Consider the following 17,863-nt stretch of genomic DNA (forward strand, 5'->3'; position numbering starts at 1 on the left):
CGGGCTCAGGGCAGGTTCGTCACGCCCGTGAGGTAGGCGGAGACGACCACGTTCGCCGTGTACGCTCCGGCCGCGCGGTCGAAGCCGCCGCCGCAGGTGATCAGTCGCAGTTCGGCCCGGCCGGGCACCCGCGGGCCGTAGACCTCGTGGGCGTCGAAGCCGTCGCGGGGGACGACCCGGACGTCCTCGACGGTGAACTCGGCGACCGAGCCGTCCGACCGCCCGACACGGACCTTCGTCCCGGGGCGAGCCGAACCGAGTGGGTGGAACACGGCCGGACGGGTCGCGGTGTCGACGTGCCCGACGAGGAGCGCCGGCCCCTTTTCACCCGGTCGCGTCCCTCGCTCGAACCAGCCGACGGAGTGGGCCGTCTCGTACGGGGGCGCGGCCACCGCGCCCGTACGGTCCAGGCCACGCGGCACGACCGGGGCGGTGACGCCCAGGGCGGGGATGTCGAGCCGGTGCGGCGTCGCGGGCGGCAAGGGGGCGAGCGCGGGAGACAGGCCGGGCCCGAGCGGGCGGCCGACCGCGGCGATGTCGCCGTGGGCGGGCGGGGAGCCGCCCGCGGGCCCGTCGGCGCCCCCGCCGTCCCGGAGCGAGAGGGCGAGGAGCAGCACCGCCCAGGCGAGGCCGGTCAGCGCCCGGCCGGTGACGGCCGGCCGGGGGACGGGGGACACGGCCGGCGCCTCAGTCCGTGCGCGAGGCCGCGTCGTCGTCGCCGCGGCGGCGTGCACTGCGGAAGGCGACGGCCACGGCGGCGACCGCGGCCATGATCAGGCCGATCAGCGTGTACGGCGTGCCGAGGCCGCTCTCGGTCGCGGTCTGCGCGACGCTCGGCGCGGCGGGCGCGGCGAAGGCCACGGCGCCGCCCCCGCCCGCGTGGACCGGGGCGACCGGGGTGTGAGCGTGCGTCGGCCGGTACACCGGCTCGTCCCCGGGGTCGTGCGTCGGCCGGTGCGCGGGCGGATGCGTCGGCCGTGGCGAGGGCTTGTGGGTCGGCTGGTGCGTGGGCTTGTGGGGCCGCTGGACGTGGACCGCCCCGACGTCCCGGTGGTGGTGCCCGTCGCAGACCACGCTCACCTCGTACGTACCGGCGTCGAGCCCCGGCCGCACCGCGGTGCCGCCGAAGAGCGACGAGATGCCCCCGTCCCAGCCGGTCAGGCGGGCTTCGGCGACGAACGCCCGGGACGTGGCGGTGCCGGTCCTGCCGTGGCAGCCGTGGACGCGGATGCCGACTACGGCGCCGGGCCGGGCGGTGGACGGGGTGACCGTGACCTTCACTCCGTCGTGCGCGTACGCGCTGCCGGCGGTGGGCGCCAGTACGAGTACGACAGCCGCCGCCGCGGCACTCAGGGCAGTGGGACCAGAACGCATCATGACCTCCTGAGAGGCAGCGTCGCCCCGTTCCCGCCGTCACGCATCCGCAGCGGCGCGAACGGGGCCCGTCCGTGGGATCAGGCCCCGCCCGTCGTCACCCGTCGTCGCCCGACAGTCAGACGCGGTCCACGATGTCCGCGATCGAGTCCACGATCGTGGACGGCCGGAAGGGGTAGCGGTCCACCTCGGTCTGGGTCGTCAGGCCGGTGAGCACCAGGAAGGTCTGCATGCCCGCCTCCAGACCGGCCAGGATGTCCGTGTCCATCCGGTCGCCGATCATGGCGCTGGACTCGGAGTGGGCGCCGATGGCGTTGAGGCCGGTGCGCATCATCAGCGGGTTGGGCTTGCCCGCGAAGTACGGGTCCTTGCCGGTGGCCTTCGTGATGAGGGCGGCGACGGAGCCGGTGGCCGGGAGCGGGCCTTCGAGGGAGGGGCCGGTCTCGTCGGGGTTGGTGCAGATGAACCGGGCGCCGGCGTTGATCAGGCGGACCGCCTTGGTCATCGCCTCGAAGGAGTACGTCCGGGTCTCGCCGAGGACGACGTAGTCCGGGTCGTGGTCGGTGAGGACGTAGCCGATGTCGTGCAGCGCCGTGGTGAGGCCGGCCTCGCCGATCACGTACGCGGTGCCGCCCGGGCGCTGGTCGTCGAGGAACCGGGCGGTCGCGAGCGCCGAGGTCCAGATGTTCTCCACGGGCACGTCCAGGCCCATGCGGGCGAGGCGGGCGTGCAGGTCGCGTGCCGTGTAGATCGAGTTGTTCGTGAGGACCAGGAAGGGCTTCCCGGTCTCCCGCAGCTTCTTGATGAAGGCGTCCGCGCCGGGGATCGGGACGCCCTCGTGGATGAGGACGCCGTCCATGTCGGTCAGCCAGGATTCGATCGGCTTGCGCTCTGCCATGTGCGGGGACTCCTGCCGTACAAAATTCGTGCGGTGTGCTGGGGGCGCCGCGACAGCGCTGTGGCGACGCCCCCAGCCTAGTCAGGATGTCCTGATCTTGACCCCGTCGATCACCCAGTACCAGTTGTTGGACCCGGTGTAGCGGAAGCGGAAGCCGACGCTGGAGGCGCCCGCGGGGACGTTCACCGTGAGCGACTGGGGCTGGGAGATCACGTCGGAGGTGTAGTTCCGGACGACGGTCGGCGTCCCGCCGTTGAAGCTGACGAGGACCTGGGCGCTCTGGCCGCCCTCCTGGCGGTAGAGGGTGGTGAAGTCCAGCGTGACCTTCGAGGCGCCGGGGACGGTGTACGCGGGGGTGACCAGGGTCGAGTCGTACGTACCGGAGAAGCTCTTGTCGGCCCACTCGTCCGAGTCCGCGACCGCGAAGACCCCCCGGGAGCGGACGTTGAGCTCGCGGGACTGGTCGCGCTGGGCGGGGGACCAGAACTCGTCGGTGGCGAAGGCCCAGCCGCGCCATTCGGTCATGCCGCCGGTGCCCATGGCGTTGTTGATGACGGACCAGCCGCTGGGCGCGGTGTGCGTGAACCCGAGGACGCCGGCGGGGATGCCGGTCTCGTCGACGCGGCCGGTGAGCGATCCGTACAGCGCGTCGAAGGGGTCGGTGGAGCGCTGCTGGATCGGCTTGCCGTCCAGGCCCCAGGACGGGTCGGGGACGATGCCGAGCTGGTGGAAGACGGTGGCGGCGACGTCCACGAGGCGGGTGTCGACCGGGCGGGCGCCCGCGGCGATGCCGGGCCCCTGGGCGAGGACGAACGTGCGGCGCTCCTCGATGGAGGAGCCGCCGTGGCCGCCGGAGTCGACGTGGCCGTGGTCGGTGGTGACGATGACGGTCCAGCGCTCGGTGGCGTAGGAGGGGCGGGCTTTGATCGCGGCCAGCAGGCGGCCGAGGTAGCCGTCCTGGACGGCGATGGCGTCGAGGTACTTGCTGTGCGCGGCGCCGTAGGAGTGGCCGATCTCGTCGGTCTCGCCGAAGTAGACGAAGAGGACGTCGGGGTTCTGGTTGCGGAGGATGTCCTCGGTGGCGTCCGTGATGACCTTGTCGTTCACCACGTAGTTGTTGTTGTAGACCAGCTTGGCGTCGGCGCCGGGGGTGACCGTGCCGTGCGTGTCGAGCTCGGGCCAGTCGACGGCGGCGAAGAGCGAGAGGTCGGGGCGGACCTGGTGCAGCCGGGCGAGGAATCCGGGGTACGTGCCGTAGTTCTTGCCGGTGAAGGTGTTGTCCCTCACGCCGTGCTTGCTCCGGCATCCCGGAACACGGGCGCATCCCAGTCGGGTGAGGGGTCGGTCGAGTAGTCCACGGGCCGATCGTCGCAGACACGCGTGAACGGCAGGGTGTACGAGGGGTGACCCGCGGGGACCGGCGCTCGGCCGGGTCGGCGCTCAGCCGGCCGGACTGTCGGTCGGGTTGTCGGTCGGGGCGTCCGTCGGGTTGTCCGTCGCGGGGGCGGGTGCGGGGGTGGGCGGGGTATCGACGCCCGTACGGCGGCGGGTCGTGACCGTCAGGGCGGCGCCGGTGAGGAGCAGGGCGCCGGAGAAGGGGGCGAGGGTGAGGGCCAGGGCGCGGTCCGACGCGCCGCCGGTCCGGGCCAGTTCGGGCAGGGGACGGGCCGTCGGGTGGCCGCCCTCCTGGGAGGGGGCCGGGGCCGCACTGTCCGAGACCGAGTCCGAGGGGGGTTCCGGCGCCTTCTCCGTGGTGCCGGGCTCCTTGGGCTCCGCCGGGGCCTCCGGCGCCTTCGTCGGCGCCGGCTCCTTCGTCGGCTGCGGGTCCCTGTCCGCCTCGCCGCCGGCGGCGATCCGGAAGCGGTAGTCGTCCGACCTTCCGACCCAGTCGCCGTCGTCGCCGTTGCGCTGGACGACCGCCGCGTTGGCCACGACCTCGTTGGGCGCGGTGTCGGCGCGGAAGGCGAGCCGGACCGGCACGGTGACCGTGCGGCCCGCCGGGACGGAGAAGCCGGAGAAGTCGGCGAAGACGCCGATGTTCTCGTCCTGGTCGGTCCCCTCGAACGGGACCGGGCGCCAGAGGTCGGCCTCCGAGTCGTGGAACTCCAGGGTGATCTGGGCCGGCTGAAGGGTCCGGTCGCGGTCGGTGAGGGCCAGGACCGGGTGGATGCTGTGGCAGGACTCGGTCGTGGTGTTGGTGAGGTCGAGGTTCCACGTATGGACCTGGCCGGGGACGAACACGGCCGGCCCGCCGTGGATCCGGGTGTCGAGGGGGAAGTCGGGGTCCGACTCCTTGCCGCAGGTCGGCGGCGTGTCCCGCCGCTCGGAACCACCCCCGGGCCCGGGCCCGGGGGTGGCACCGGCGTCGGGGGCGATGCCGGTGCCGGGCCGGGTGCCGGTGCCGGTGCCGGCGCTGGGGAGGAGTCCTGGGCCAGTGCCGGTTCCGGTTCCTGGGAGGAGTCCGGAGCCGGTGCCGGAGAGCAGCCCGGGACCGGAGTCGGAGCCGGAGAGCAGCCAGGGGCCGGAGTCGGCGCCGAGCCGTGCGGGGGGCCGCGGACCGGCGTCCGGACGCACGCCGGGGCCGGCGCCGGGGTCGGCCTCCGCGCCCGGGCCGGGCTCCGCGGAGAGGGAGGCGGGCGCGGCCGCGGGGGCGGGTCCGGCGGTGAGCGCGAGCACGGCGGTGCCGGTCGTCGCCGCCGTCACACCGAGGGCGAGGGCGTTGCGCAGTCGCATGGGCGGGTGCCTTTGCTGCTCACGGGCGTACGGGACGGCCGCGACGTTGCCATGCGGGGCCGCCGGGGCCGGGGAGCGGCGCGAGGGGCACCCCCGTACGAACGATGCAATCCGCCCGATCAGCCTATTTTCCGAAGAGTGCGGAGAGGATGAGCTGGGCCGCGCCCTCGGCGACCGTGTGCGGGGTCCCGGCGACGGAGACCGGGACGGGGAGGCCGAGGCCGGCGAGCACCCGGTGCGCCCCGTCGGCGAACGCGGCGGGGGCCGTGAGGACGGACCGGCCGCCGAGGAGGACGCGGTCGATGTCGAGCAGCCGGACGAGGTTCGCCGCGCCCGTCCCGAGGACCCGCGCGGCTTCGGCGAGGTCGCCCCGGGCGACGGCCGCCAGGCACAGGACCTCCAGGCAGCCGTGCCCGCCGCAGTCGCACGGGGGCCCGTCGAGCCGCACGGTCTGGTGCCCGAACTCCCCGGCTCCGGTGCGGGCCCCGCGCAGCAGCCGGCCCCCTAGGACGAGGCCGGCGCCGAGTCCCGTACCGAGGTGGACGTAGGCGAAGGAGTCGGCGGCGGGCGAGCGCAGGGCGAGGCCGAGGGCGGCGGCGTTGGTGTCCTTGTCGAGTTCGACGGGCATCCCGAGCCGCCGGGCCAGCTCGTCCCGCAGGGGGTAGCCGTCCCACTCCGGGAAGCCGGTGACCCGCCCGGGCACCCCGGCGAGGTGGTCGAGCGGCCCGGGCATGGCCACGCCGACCCCGACGACGGCAGGCGGCACCACGCCGCCCGCCTCCGTCCGGGGGCCCGGCCGGCGGTCCGCCGCGGCGCGGGGAGCCGGAGGGTGACCGGCCGCCGCGGCGGGGGCCGGCCGACGGTCCGCCGCCGTGGCGGACGTACCGGAAGCCGGCCGACGGCCGGCCGCCAGGCCAGGCACCGACGGCCCTCCGCCCGCCGCCGTACTGCCCGGCGGCCACCCGTCCGACGCCGTGCCTCCCCACTTCGTGCCGTCCGCCGCCCCCCGGTCCTCCGCCCCCGTGACGGGTGAGCGCAGGGCCGAGACCTCCCGTTCGATCGCGTCGAGGACCGCGTCCGCGCCCGCCCCCAGGTCGAGGGGCGCGTGCCGGGTCGCGACGCGGGTGCCCGCGAGGTCGAGGAGGACCGCCGTGATCTCGTCGCGGTCGAGGTGGACGCCGATCGCGTACGCCGCCGACGGCACCAGGCACAGCACCGTACGGGGCTTCCCGCCGGTCGAGGCGCGGTGGCCGGCCTCCCGCGCCAGCCCTTCCCCCCGCAGCCGCCCCGTGATCTTGCTGACCGCCTGCGGGGTGAGTCCGGTCCGTTCGGCCAGCTCCAGCCGGCTGATCCCGTCCTCCCCCGCCGTGCGCAGCAGATCGAGCACCAGCGCCGCGTTGTGGCTGCGCAGTGCCGGCAGGTTCACGCCGGCCGTCGCCGCGTCCCGGCCTCTGCTCTCCCACTGGTCCACGTGCTCGTTCTCCCTCTCCACCCGCCCATTGTCCCCTGTGCTTGCACTTTGGCAACAGCGTTGCTTAAGTGGATGGCATGACTGGCACCGGCCCCCGCACCCCCCTCCGCGTCGGACTCGTCGGCTACGGCCTCGCGGGCTCCGTCTTCCACGCCCCGCTGATCGAGGCCACCGCGGGCCTCACCCTCGACACGGTCACGACCGGCAACCCCGAGCGTCAGGAGCAGGTGCGCGCCGCGCACCCCGGCGTACGGGTCGCCGACTCCCCCGACGAGCTGTGGGCGCGGGCGGACGAACTCGATCTGATCGTCGTCGCCTCCCCCAACAAGACGCACGTCCCCGTCGCGACCGCCGCGCTCCGGGCCGGCCTCCCCGTCGTCGTCGACAAGCCGGTGGCGGGCACGGCCGCCGAGGCCCGCGAGCTCGCCGCCCTCGCGGACGAGCGGGGCCTGCTCCTCTCCGTCTTCCAGAACCGCCGCTGGGACAACGACTTCCGCACCCTCCGCAAGCTCGTCGCGGACGGCGAGCTCGGCGAGGTGCAGCGCTTCGAGTCCCGCTTCGAGCGCTGGCGCCCGCAGCTCAAGGGCGGCTGGCGCGAGTCCGGCGCCCCGGAGGAGATCGGCGGTCTCCTCTACGACCTCGGCAGCCACGTCGTCGACCAGGCCCTGGTCCTGTTCGGTCCGGCCGTGCGCGTCTACGCCGAGTCGGACGTCCGCCGTCCGGGCGCCGAGACCGACGACGACACGTTCCTCGCGATCACCCACGCGAACGGCGTCCGCTCCCACCTGTACGTGAGCGCCACGACCGCGCAGCTCGGCCCGCGCTTCCGCGTCCTCGGCTCCCGCGCCGGTTTCGTGAAGTACGGGCTCGACCCCCAGGAGGCCGCCCTGCGCGAAGGCCGGCGCCCGGCGCCCGGCACGCCCTGGGGCGTGGAGGCGCCGTCGGTGTGGGGCAAGATCGGCGCCGGCGAATCCCCCCTGACCGGCGGCGGGACCCCGGTCGAGACCCTGCCGGGCGACTACCCGGCGTACTACGCGGCCATCGACGCGGCCCTGCGCGGGACCGGCGACAACCCGGTCACCGCTCGGGAGGCCGCGGCCACGCTCGACGTCCTGGAGGCGGCGAAGCGGTCCGCGCGCGAGGGAATCACGGTGGCGCTGTGAGCGGCGGGAACACGAGGCCCGCGGCGGGCGCGGAGAGCACACCGGCCACCGAGATCGCCGAGCTGGAGGCGCAGGAGGCCCGGCTGGTCCTCCCCCGCTTCACGTACGAGGACGCCTGGGCGCTCGGCACCCTCCTCGTCGAGCTGGCCCGCGAGCGCCGAGCGCCCGTGGCGATCGACATCCGGCGCGGTGCGCAGCAGCTCTTCCACTGCGCGCTGCCGGGGTCGAGCGCGGACAACGACGCGTGGATCGACCGCAAGCGGCGGGTCGTGGAGCGCTACGCCGAGAGCTCGTTCCTGGTCGGTGCCCGGTTCCGCGCGAAGGGGACGACGTTCGAGCAGTCCTCGCGCCTGGACCCCGACCGGTACGCCGCGCACGGCGGCTCGTTCCCGGTCGCGGTCGAGGGCGCGGGCGTGATCGGTTCGGTCACCGTCTCCGGACTGCCCCAGGCGGAGGACCACGCCATGGTGGTCCAGGCACTCGAACGCCTGAAGGCGACGTCGGCGGGGGCGTAGGACCCGAGACGGCGGAGGGCCTGCGCGCGGACGAGGGCGGGGACCCGCGCCCGGACGACGGCCGGGGCCCGCGCCCGGACGAGGGCGCGGGCCCGGACGCGCGGACGTCCCCGTGGGCGCGGCGGGTGCACATGCGCGCGGCCCCGAGCTCGGAGCCGGAAGCCCGGCGGCCTCCCGCCCGGAGCCGGGACGTGCCCGCGGGCTTGGCACGCCCACACGCGCGCGGACTTGAGCCTGAGCCGGGGCCCCCAGGCCCGGCGCCGCGTCGTGCGCGCGGGCCCGGAGCCCGGCGCCGGGGGCCACCTGGCCCCTGGCCCCAAGCCGGGCCCAGCCGCTCAGCCCGGCCTCCGGCTTCCGGCCCCCGGCCTCCGGCTCAGGCGTCCTTCAGCTCCTGGCGCTGGCGGCCGAGGCCCTCGATCTCCAGCTCGACCACGTCACCGGCCCGCAGGTACGGCTTCGGCTCCGGCTGCCCCATCGCCACGCCCGCCGGCGTGCCGGTGTTGATGACGTCGCCCGGGTGCAGCGTCATGAACCGGCTGACGTACCGCACGACCTCCGCGACCGGGAAGATCTGGTCGGACGTGTTGCCGTCCTGCTTCAGCTCGCCGTTGACCCACAGTTTGAGTCCGAGCGCCTGCGGGTCCGCCACCTCGTCGACGGTGACCAGCCAGGGGCCGAGCGGGTTGAACGTCTCGCAGTTCTTCCCCTTGTCCCACGTCCCGCCCCGCTCGATCTGGAACTCGCGCTCCGAGACGTCGTGGGCGACGGCGTAACCGGCGACGTGCGCGAGCGCCTGCTCGTCGGTCTCCAGGTAGCGGGCGGTGCGGCCGATGACGATGGCGAGCTCCACCTCCCAGTCGGTCTTCACGCTGTCCCGCGGTACGAGCACGGTGTCGTCCGGACCCACGACCGTGTCGGCGGCCTTGAGGAAGACGACCGGCTCGGCGGGGGTCGCGGCGCCCGTCTCCGCGGCGTGGCCGTGGTAGTTCAGCCCGATGCACACGACCTTGCCGATCCGGCCGACCGGCGGGCCGATCCGCAGCCCGGTCGCGTCGAGCGCGGGCAGCACTCCGGCGCCCGCGGCCGCCCGGATCCGGTCGAGCGCGGACGCGTCGGCGAGCAGCCCTCCGTCGATGTCGTCGACCAGCGCGGACAGGTCGCGGAGCGTTCCGTCCTGGTCGAGCAGGGCGGGACGCTCGGCGCCCGCCGGCCCGACACGCAGCAGCTTCATGGTCTTCTCCCTGTGGTCGAGGTGGGCCCGGGGCGGGCCCCGGTGGCCCCGGCCGATGGAGTGCGGCCATCGGAGGATTGGTCGATCCTCCAAGAGTTCCGACCACTCTGCAATACCCCGTTCACAACCTGGACCCTTACCGGGCGGTAGTCCGCCGGGCCCGAGCAGCCGGTTCAGAGCAGCAGCGCCCGCTCCACGACGGTCCAGGTGGTGCTGGTGACGATGTACAGCGCGGCGGCGAGCGGCACGACCGCCACGGTGACGAGCGTCCCGAACGCGAACAGCGGCATGACCTTGGCGACGACCCCCGCGCCCGGCCCTTCGGGCAGGAAGGCCGCGGTCTCGGCCATCTGCCGCTTCGTGCGCCGGTAGCTGAAGGTGGCCACGGCGGCGACGAACGCGAACAGCGCGACGTACACCAGCCCGGCGGGACCCAGCGGGCCGCCGTCGCCGAGCGCGTCGGCCCAGCGGTCGCCGAGCGGGGCGGCGAAGAGGCGGTGGCCGGCCATCCGGTCACCCGCGAAGAGGTAGTACATCAGCAGGAAGGCGGGAAGCTGGAGCAGGCTGGGAAGCACCCCCGAGAACGGCGAGACGTTCTCGCGGGCGTGCAGCGCGCCGACCTCCTCGCGCAGCCGCTCGGGGTTCCGGGCGTGCTTCTCGCGCAGGTCGGCGAGTTGCGGGGCGATGCGGGTGCGGGCCTTCTGCCCCCGGGCCGCGGCCCGGGCGAGGGGATGGATCGCAAGCCGTACGAGCGCGGTGAAGAGGACGATCGCGGCGGCGGTCGCCGCGGTCGCGAACAGCGGCTGGAGGAGGTCGGCGAGGTGCTCGACCAGGGAGGCGAAAACGGACATGGGAGCCCTCCGAGGGGTCTCGTCGTGCCGGAAGGGAGAAGTCGGTCGGCAGGACGGAACCGCGGGGGAAGGCGTCGTACGGGGACGTCACGCGTACGGGACGTCCACGCGTCCGCGTACGACCCCTGCCGCGCGTACGGGGTGTACCGCTACGCGCCCGCGGCCGTCGGGAGGAGACGGCCGGGTGCCCGGGGCCTGCGGCGGCCCGAGGCGTCGGGGTCGCGCTGCGGCAGGAAGGCGGTGCGTTGCTCGCGGTCGCGCAGGGCGGTGCGTACGCGCGTCGGCGGCACGGCGGGAACCGTGCGGGCGCCGAGGAGGGTGTGGACGACGGCCGCGGCGGCGAGGGCGACGGCGGCGGGGACGGCGGAGCCGTCGGAGAGGAGCAGATCGGCGAGGGCGAGGAGGCAGAAGAGGGGCGCGATGACGCGCGGGGCCAGGCCCTTGAGCATCGTCCCCACCCCTCATCACGTCGTGCAGGCCCGGCGGCGTTGTCGACAGTCCGCGGCCTCTCAGCGCTACAGACGATCGTTCTACACGATCAGTTCCCAGGGGGACGAGGAGCTCTGGTGAGGACGGCGGTCACGGTGGGGGTGGCGCGCGGCCGGTCCGGTGGTCCCGGCCGGTCCGGTCACCGCGACGCCGCGAGCGTCGCCCACACGATCAGCCGGTAGGCGGAGCTGAACTCGGGCGTGCACGTCGTCAGGGTGAGGTAGGAGCCGGGCGAGGAGTACCCGTACGAGGGCTTGACCAGGGAGCGCGGGACGGGCGCGATGACGCCGGTGTCCCGCGGGGCCGTCCGCGGCAGCACCTGGTCGACGCGGTAGACGTACTCCCGCTCCCGGGTCCGCACGATGATCTCGTCCCCGACCCTCAGCCGGTCGAGGTACCGGAAGGGTTCGCCGTGGGTGTTGCGATGCCCGGCGAGCGCGAAGTTCCCCGGGCGGCCCGGCCCGGCGGTGCCCGGATAGTGGCCGACGTACCCCTTGTCGAGGACGGACCGCTTGCCGATGCCACGGGCGACGGGGGCGGTGAGGCCGATGCGCGGGATCCGGAGGACGGCGTACGCGGACGAGCCGGCCCGCGCCGGCGGCGCGGGGCGGGCCTCCGGCGGCGGCGCCGCCACGGGAGGGGACTCCTCGCCCGCGCCGGATTCCTCGGGAACGGGCTCGGGCCGCACCTCGGGTGATCCCTCCCACTCCCGCTCCAGGGCGCGGACCCGCTCCGTGGCCGTGGCCCGGGCCTGCTGGTTCGTCCACCAGAGCTGGTGGACGACGAGGAGGAGGACGACGACACCGCAGGTGACGACGGCTTCGGCGCAGACCCACAGCACGCGGGCGGGCGCGGCGCGCGCCCCGCGCGTCTGGACGACCACCGGCACCCTCGTACGCACCCTGTCCCGCACGCGGGGCACCCTAGGCGCTGACGCGCCAACTCTCCAGGGGGCCACAGCAGTACGGTATTCACCATGCGCCCCGACACGCCTGCCGACCACGCCACCGAAGCCGAGCGCCTGCTGCGCACCGCCGAGCGGTACCCGCAGGACCGGGAACCGCTGCTCCTGCGGGCGGCGGCCCACCTGGAACTGTCGGGCGACCGCGCCCGCGCGACAACCCTGTACGACACCCTGCTCGCGTCCGGGCCGTCGGACCCGCACCTGATCAGGGCCCTGAAGGCGGCGAACCTCTGGGAGTACGGCCACGAGGCCGAGGCCCGGGCGATCATCGAGGGCGTGCGCACCTCGGCGCCCGAGGAGGCCGAGCCGTGGGAGATCGTCGCCGAGACGCTCGAGTCGCACGACGAGCTGGAGGAGTCGGAGGCGGTCTTCACGGAGGCGACGACGCTCCTGCTGGGCTCCGCGCCGGACTCCCGGGAGATCCCGCACGCCACCCAGTCGCTCCTGAAGTCCCGCCACCGGGTCCGCCGGATGCTGGCCCTCCCCCACGACGACTGGGACATGCTGGCGGACACCGTCCACACGGCGGACGTCCCCCTGGACGAGCTCCACGACCCCAAGCGCCTGTGGTCCCTGGGCTCCTCGGACCCGGCCGAACTCCAGGCCGAGATCACCCGCCTTCGCGCGGAACTGGGCTCGTACCGCACGGCCCTCTCCCGCCCCTTCCCGGTGGCGGTCCTCCACTGGCCGGAGGCGGAACTGGACGAGCTCCTCGCGGCCTACCCGGAACTGGAGGCCGAGTACCCCACGTACCGCGCCCACCTCACCGACATCGAGGCCTCCCTCCGCGAACTCGCCCAGGCCGGCACCACCAACCTCGGCATCGTCCCGGCCACGGTCCCCTCCTACGAGGCCTTCGCCGCCTCCGAGGCCTCCTCCCCGGCCAACGCGGACCTGCTCCCCCAGTACGCCACCACCCTGGCGGCCCGGGGCAGGGCGACGGCCTGGCCGCCGTCGAGCACGGCGGCGTGCTGGTGCGGATCGGGGAGGACGTACGGGGACTGCCACGGCTCGGAGTAGCGGCCCCTCCTCTCCCCGAAGAATTTCCAGTGCCGTGAACAGGCTGTCGGCGTCACCTGATATCACTGGGAAGCCTGCGGGGAGGGGACGACAGTGACGGATCCGATCGACACCAGTGCGCCGATTTCAGGCCTCTACGAGCAACTCATCACTCTGCGTCTTGAGAAACAGCTCAAGGGCCTGACGGACCAGGGTTGGCACGCGATCGATGACACCGTGGGGACCGAGTCGTCGCCTCACGTCATCGCGCGGCACGTGGCGGACACCCTGCGGCGTGTCCTGGAGGGCTTGCCCACAGCGGACCGCGTGCACGCGGCCAACCACATCCTCGAGTCGATGAACAGCATCGAAGGTGCTCAGGAGTGGGTCGACCTGGTGTCCGAAGGGCCGCGCCAATTGCTCGCCATCGCTGAGCAAGAGGCCAAGGGTGTGTATCGGATCAGGCCTGCAACGCCCTTGTCGGAGACGGCGCTCATCACCAATGCGCCTGAAGACCCGAGCCTGGGTTTTGAACTTCGTGCCGAGCTTGCCACCGCAGATCGAATCGACCTTCTCTGCGCCTTCGTGAAGTGGCACGGCCTGCGAGTCATCGAGCAGTCCCTCGAAGCGGCACACGCTCGCGGCGTCCCCATACGAGTCATCACCACCACGTACATCGGCGCCACCGAGCGGAGAGCCCTCGACCGGCTCGTACGGAAGTTCAACGCCGAGGTGCGAGTCAACTACGAACTGCGCTCCACGCGACTCCACGCTAAAGCCTGGCTCTTCCGACGGAACAGCGGTTACGACACCGCCTACGTCGGCAGCTCCAATCTCTCCAAGGCCGCACTCCTCGATGGTCTGGAGTGGAACGTCCGCCTCTCCTCCATCGCTACCCCGGACGTTCTACGCAAGTTCGAAGCCACATTCAACTCCTACTGGAGTGACCCGGCCTTTGAGGCCTACGACCCCGACAGCGACGCAGCGCGCCTCGACGAAGCCCTCCAGTTGGCCGGTCGCGGCACCCACGCCATCGCAGGACAGCGGATCACCCTCTCGGGGCTCGACGTACGCCCCTACCCTCACCAGCGCGACATGCTGGAACGACTCGAGGTGGAGCGCGAGGTCCACGACCGGCACCGAAATCTGCTGGTCGCTGCCACGGGGACGGGCAAGACCGTCATGGCTGCTCTCGACTACAAGCATCTGCGGCAGAAGCACGGGCGCGACCTCCGGCTCCTCTTCATCGCCCATCGGCAGGAGATCCTCCGCCAGTCCCTCCGCACGTACCAAGACGTCCTGGTCGATGCGAACTTCGGTGAAGAGCTGCACAGCAGCCTCGTCCCGCAGGAGTGGAATCACGTCTTCGCCAGCATCCAGTCGCTCAACACGCGCACTCTGGAGCAGCTTGCCCCCGACCATTTCGACGTCATCGTCATCGACGAGTTCCACCACGGCGTGTCGCCCACCTACCGAAGAATCATCGAGCACTTCACCCCCCTTGAGCTCCTCGGTCTGACGGCCACCCCGGAGCGCATGGACGGGCGCAACGTTCAGGATGAGTTCTTCGGGGGACGCATCGCGGCGGAGATGCGCCTGTGGGAGGCGCTGGAGAACGACCTTCTGAGCCCCTTCCACTACTTCGGCGTTACTGACAACACCGACTTGAGCGCCCTCACCTGGAAGCGTGGGGCCTACGACTCCTCCGCCCTCAGCAACTTGTTCACGGGCAACGATGCCCGGGCGCGCCTCGTCGTGCAGGCAATCATGGACAAGGTCACCGATCCAGGTTCCATGCGTGCACTCGGATTCTGCGTCTCGGTCGCCCATGCCCACTTCATGGCGGAGTTCTTCCGCCGCGCCGGGCTCAACGCCGTGGCGCTGTCAGGTGAGACCCCGAAAGAGGCGCGCAGGGAGGCCCTCTCCGCCCTGAGCTCCGGGGACATACAGGTCATCTTCTCTGTCGACCTCTTCAACGAGGGGCTGGATATCCCAGACGTCGACACCTTGCTCCTGCTGCGCCCCACGTCGAGCGCCACTGTGTTTCTGCAGCAGCTGGGGCGCGGACTTCGACGGAGTGAGGGCAAGGCGGTTCTCACTGTCCTGGACTTCATCGGACAGCATCGGAAGGAGTTCCGCTTCGAAGAGCAGTTCCGCGCCCTGACCAACCTGACGAGGAACCGTCTGCTCGCAAACATCGAGCACGACTTCCCCCAACTGCCCTCTGGCTGTCAGATCATCCTTGAGTCGAAGGCCAAGGAACGGATTATCGACAACATCCGGAGCCAGATCAGCGTGAACGTCACCCAGCTGGCACTGGAAGTCCGGCGATACGGCGAACCTCGACTCTCCGAGTACCTCAGCGAGAGCGGACGCGAGCTCAAGGAGTTGTACCGCGGCAACGGCAACTCCTGGACCGGCCTCCTCCGCCGAGCGAGCCTGCTTCCCCAGCAGGGACCCGAAGGCGAGGCAGCGCTACTCAAGCGCGTCTCGGCATTTCTGCACGTCGACGACCCTATGCGGGTCGCGGCCTACACCAAGCTCCTCTCGGATGACGCTCCCGCCTTCGTCGAACTCACCGACATCGAGCAGGCTTATGCCCGAATGCTCTACTTCTCGCTGTGGCCCCTGGGCGGCTTCTCGGACTACCAAGAGGCGCTGGACTCCCTCCGTCCGCAGCACGCGTTCCGAGACGAAGTCCGGCAAGTTCTGGCCCACGTCCTCGAACGCACGGACCACGTTCCGATCCCGCTCATGGGCTCCCTGGCCGGCCACCCCCTGATGATCCACGCCTCCTACAGTCGGGAGGAGATCCTCCCCGCCCTGGGGCAGTCCTTCATCGACGGCTTCATGCCCGCCCATTTCCGCGAGGGAGTGAGGTGGTGCGAGAACATCCAGACGGACGCACTCCTGATCACTCTGGAGAAGGACGAAAAGGATTTCTCGCCGCAGACCCGCTATCGGGACTACGCGATGAACGACACCCTCTTCCACTGGGAGTCACAGAACCAGACCTCCGAATCCTCTCCGACGGGCATCCGCTACCAGACCCATCGAGAGAAGGGCTCCCACGTGCTGCTCTTCGTCCGCCGTTACAAGAAGACGGACATAGGTGGCCCTCAGCCCTGGATGCTCCTGGGACCGGCCGAGTACGTCGAACACAAGGGCAGCAAGCCGATGGCAATCACCTGGAAGCTCAAGCACGAGATCCCCGCCGACGTATGGACGTACTCAGCGATCGCTGCTGGCTGACGAGACCCCCGACCCGACCCGTGCGAAGAAGGCCGCTCCTCCCACCCGTCCACTACCGGAACTGCTCCGCCGCTCGCGCCGCGGGCGCGGCTCCCGTGCGGCGGGGCGACCCCGGGTATGGGCGCCACCTCGACCGGGACGGGGACGGCGTCGCCTGTGAGTAGCCACCCACGGAGTCGTACCGTAGGTGGTCCGTCGATCCGAAAGGCCCCGTCATGCCCCGCGTCCCCTCCCCCGCCATAGCCGCCGCCGGACTCGTCGGCGGGTACGCCGTCGCCCGGTGGACCAGGAAGCGGCCGCTCGGGGGCGTCGTGCTGGCCGGGGCCGGCGCCGTCGCCGTGCGGGAGTGGCGGGAGGCCGCCGGAGGGAAGGCGGCCGCCGGGCTCGCGGTCGCGTACGTCGCCGCGTTCGCCGGGTCCCACCCGCTGGCCAAGAAGGTCGGCGCGTGGCCGGCGGTGTTCACCGTCGCGGGCGCCGTGGCCGGGGCCTCCTGGGCGGTCACCCGCGTCACCCGCGACAAGGGCTGAACGCCCCGCCCCCGCCGTCCGTACTACCGGGCATCTCCCCACAGTCGCCGGGCGGGTGAGCCGGAACTCACCCGCCCCGCGCACCACCTCGGCCGGACGCCCACCGTCGCGCGCACCCCACTCATCCGCCCAGCGCGTGGCTCACCGTGTAGATCAGCAGGCCCGCCAGCGCGCCGACCACCGTGCCGTTGATGCGGATGAACTGCAGGTCGCGGCCGATGTTCGCCTCGATCTTCTTCGAGGTCTGGTCGGCGTCCCAGCTCGCGATCGTGTCCGTGATCAGCGAGGTGATCTCGTTGCGGTAGGTCGTGACCACGTACGCCGCCGCGTCCTCGACCCAGCCCTCCACCTTCGCCTGGAGGCGGGTGTCCGTCACCAGGCGCTCGCCCAGGGAGATCAGGGAGGCCCGGGCGCGCAGGCGCAGTTGGCTCTGGTCGTCCTCCGCCGCCGCGATGATCAGGCCGCGGACCGAGGCCCAGGCGGAGTCGATGATGTCCTGGATCTCCTGGCGGGCCAGCAGCTCCGCCTTCATGCGCTCCACGCGCCCCCGGGTGTCCGTGTCCGCCTGGAGGTCGGTGGCGAAGTCCGTCAGGAAGCGGTCGATCGCGGCGCGCGCCGGGTGGGCCGGCATGTCCCGCATCTCGGTGACGAAGCGGAGCAGTTCCTTGTAGACGCGCTCGCCCACCCTGCGGTCCACGAAGCGGGGCGTCCAGCCGGGCGCGCCGCCCTGGACCGCGTCCATCACGGAGTCCCCGTGGTAGACGAGCCAGTCGTGTGCCCGGGCGCAGACCAGGTCCACGGCCCGGTGGTGGGCTCCGTCGGTGACGACCTTCTCCAGGGTCTTGCCGATGCCGGGGGCGATCTCCGCCGCCTCCGCCCGCCGGGTGATCGCCTCGCCCACCACCGCCTGGACGTCGGAGTCACGCAGGACGGTCAGCGCGCCGCGCAGCGCGGTGGCGAGTTCCCTGGTGACCCGGTCGGCGTGGGCCGGGTCGGCGAGCCAGGCGCCGACGCGGCCGGCGATGCCCAGCGCGTGCAGCCGGCCCCGTACCACCTCGGCCGACAGGAAGTTCTCGCCGACGAACGATCCCAGCGTGACGCCCAGCTGGTCCTTCTTGGTCGGGATGATCGCCGTGTGCGGGATGGGCAGTCCGAGGGGGCGGCGGAAGAGCGCCGTCACCGCGAACCAGTCGGCCAGCGCGCCCACCATGCCCGCCTCAGCCGCCGCGGCCACATAGCCGGCCCAGGGACCGAACCCCGAGTTCTCCGCCCAGGTGGCCAGGGCGTAGATCACGGCGACCAGGAGCAGCAGGCCGGTCGCGATCGTCTTCATACGGCGGACGCCGCGGCCGCGCTCCGCGTCCGCCGCCGTATACGCGAACGCCGCCATCGCCGG

At 72.6% G+C, this 17,863-nt stretch carries 16 protein-coding genes and 1 pseudogene; 6 read left to right on the forward strand and 11 right to left on the reverse strand.

All coding sequences use genetic code 11. From position 1 onward, the window contains the following. Window positions 1–5 precede the first annotated feature (5 nt). From ACZ68P_RS22965 to ACZ68P_RS22990, 6 genes and pseudogenes are all read right to left on the reverse strand, one after another. Window positions 6–677: a class F sortase gene (locus tag ACZ68P_RS22965; RefSeq protein ID WP_471009027.1), complete on the reverse strand. Its 672-nt coding sequence runs from the start codon at window positions 675–677 to the stop codon at window positions 6–8. Window positions 678–687: 10 nt separating this feature from the next. Then, window positions 688–1,377 carry a hypothetical protein gene (locus ACZ68P_RS22970; protein ID WP_471009030.1) on the reverse strand — a complete coding sequence of 230 codons (690 nt, stop codon included), beginning with the start codon at window positions 1,375–1,377 and terminating at the stop codon, window positions 688–690. 115 nt (window positions 1,378–1,492) lie between these two features. Further along, on the reverse strand, window positions 1,493–2,272 hold the full coding sequence (locus tag ACZ68P_RS22975; protein WP_365715308.1) for an HAD-IIA family hydrolase: 780 nt from the start codon (window positions 2,270–2,272) through the stop codon (window positions 1,493–1,495). Window positions 2,273–2,353: 81 nt separating this feature from the next. Further along, window positions 2,354–3,568: pseudogene (locus tag ACZ68P_RS22980) on the reverse strand (alkaline phosphatase family protein); the annotation flags it as partial. A gap of 144 nt (window positions 3,569–3,712) precedes the next feature. Further along, window positions 3,713–5,005 (reverse strand): hypothetical protein, encoded by a 1,293-nt coding sequence (locus ACZ68P_RS22985; protein ID WP_471009033.1) that lies wholly within the window; start codon window positions 5,003–5,005, stop codon window positions 3,713–3,715. A gap of 124 nt (window positions 5,006–5,129) precedes the next feature. Continuing rightward, window positions 5,130–6,476, reverse strand: coding sequence for an ROK family transcriptional regulator (locus ACZ68P_RS22990; protein ID WP_471009228.1), 1,347 nt, complete (start codon window positions 6,474–6,476; stop codon window positions 5,130–5,132). Between the two features lie 77 nt (window positions 6,477–6,553). On the opposite strand from ACZ68P_RS22990, the gene ACZ68P_RS22995 reads away from it, so the two are divergent. Both ACZ68P_RS22995 and ACZ68P_RS23000 read left to right on the forward strand, forming a co-directional pair. Beyond that, window positions 6,554–7,639, forward strand: coding sequence for a Gfo/Idh/MocA family protein (locus ACZ68P_RS22995; RefSeq protein ID WP_471009035.1), 1,086 nt, complete (start codon window positions 6,554–6,556; stop codon window positions 7,637–7,639). Beyond that, window positions 7,636–8,154 (forward strand): heme-degrading domain-containing protein, encoded by a 519-nt coding sequence (locus tag ACZ68P_RS23000; RefSeq protein ID WP_471009037.1) that lies wholly within the window; start codon window positions 7,636–7,638, stop codon window positions 8,152–8,154. Before ACZ68P_RS22995 ends, ACZ68P_RS23000 begins: the two co-directional genes overlap by 4 nt. A 373-nt stretch (window positions 8,155–8,527) precedes the next feature. Here the strand turns inward: ACZ68P_RS23000 and ACZ68P_RS23005 are convergent, their stop codons facing one another. From ACZ68P_RS23005 to ACZ68P_RS23020, 4 genes are all read right to left on the reverse strand, one after another. Further along, a complete protein-coding gene (locus ACZ68P_RS23005) occupies window positions 8,528–9,385 on the reverse strand; it encodes a fumarylacetoacetate hydrolase family protein (protein ID WP_471009039.1) in 858 nt (285 codons plus the stop codon). A gap of 173 nt (window positions 9,386–9,558) precedes the next feature. Next, the gene (locus ACZ68P_RS23010) at window positions 9,559–10,236 is read right to left on the reverse strand and encodes a YidC/Oxa1 family membrane protein insertase (RefSeq protein WP_471009042.1); all 678 of its coding nucleotides are present in this window, start codon (window positions 10,234–10,236) and stop codon (window positions 9,559–9,561) included. 149 nt (window positions 10,237–10,385) lie between these two features. After that, window positions 10,386–10,685: a DUF6412 domain-containing protein gene (locus ACZ68P_RS23015; RefSeq protein ID WP_471009045.1), complete on the reverse strand. Its 300-nt coding sequence runs from the start codon at window positions 10,683–10,685 to the stop codon at window positions 10,386–10,388. Between the two features lie 179 nt (window positions 10,686–10,864). Beyond that, window positions 10,865–11,638: a class E sortase gene (locus ACZ68P_RS23020; RefSeq protein ID WP_471009048.1), complete on the reverse strand. Its 774-nt coding sequence runs from the start codon at window positions 11,636–11,638 to the stop codon at window positions 10,865–10,867. A gap of 63 nt (window positions 11,639–11,701) precedes the next feature. Between ACZ68P_RS23020 and ACZ68P_RS23025 the strand changes: the two genes are divergently transcribed. The 4 genes from ACZ68P_RS23025 to ACZ68P_RS23040 all read left to right on the forward strand — a co-directional run bounded on the left by ACZ68P_RS23025 (window position 11,702) and on the right by ACZ68P_RS23040 (window position 16,467). Further along, a complete protein-coding gene (locus ACZ68P_RS23025) occupies window positions 11,702–12,709 on the forward strand; it encodes an SEC-C metal-binding domain-containing protein (RefSeq protein WP_471009049.1) in 1,008 nt (335 codons plus the stop codon). A gap of 93 nt (window positions 12,710–12,802) precedes the next feature. Continuing rightward, complete coding sequence (locus ACZ68P_RS23030) at window positions 12,803–15,940, forward strand: DEAD/DEAH box helicase (RefSeq protein WP_471009052.1); 3,138 nt, start codon at window positions 12,803–12,805, stop codon at window positions 15,938–15,940. Then, complete coding sequence (locus ACZ68P_RS23035) at window positions 15,910–16,104, forward strand: excalibur calcium-binding domain-containing protein (protein ID WP_471009055.1); 195 nt, start codon at window positions 15,910–15,912, stop codon at window positions 16,102–16,104. Before ACZ68P_RS23030 ends, ACZ68P_RS23035 begins: the two co-directional genes overlap by 31 nt. Window positions 16,105–16,155: 51 nt before the next feature. Then, entirely contained in the window at window positions 16,156–16,467 is a 312-nt protein-coding gene (locus ACZ68P_RS23040; protein ID WP_365715331.1) for a hypothetical protein, read from the forward strand. Window positions 16,468–16,588: 121 nt separating this feature from the next. Here ACZ68P_RS23040 and ACZ68P_RS23045 read toward each other — a convergent pair whose 3' ends face one another. Then, entirely contained in the window at window positions 16,589–17,857 is a 1,269-nt protein-coding gene (locus ACZ68P_RS23045; RefSeq protein ID WP_471009230.1) for a DUF445 domain-containing protein, read from the reverse strand. Window positions 17,858–17,863: the final 6 nt, after the last annotated feature.

The sequence above is a fragment of the Streptomyces sp. NPDC036822 genome, from assembly GCF_055609145.1.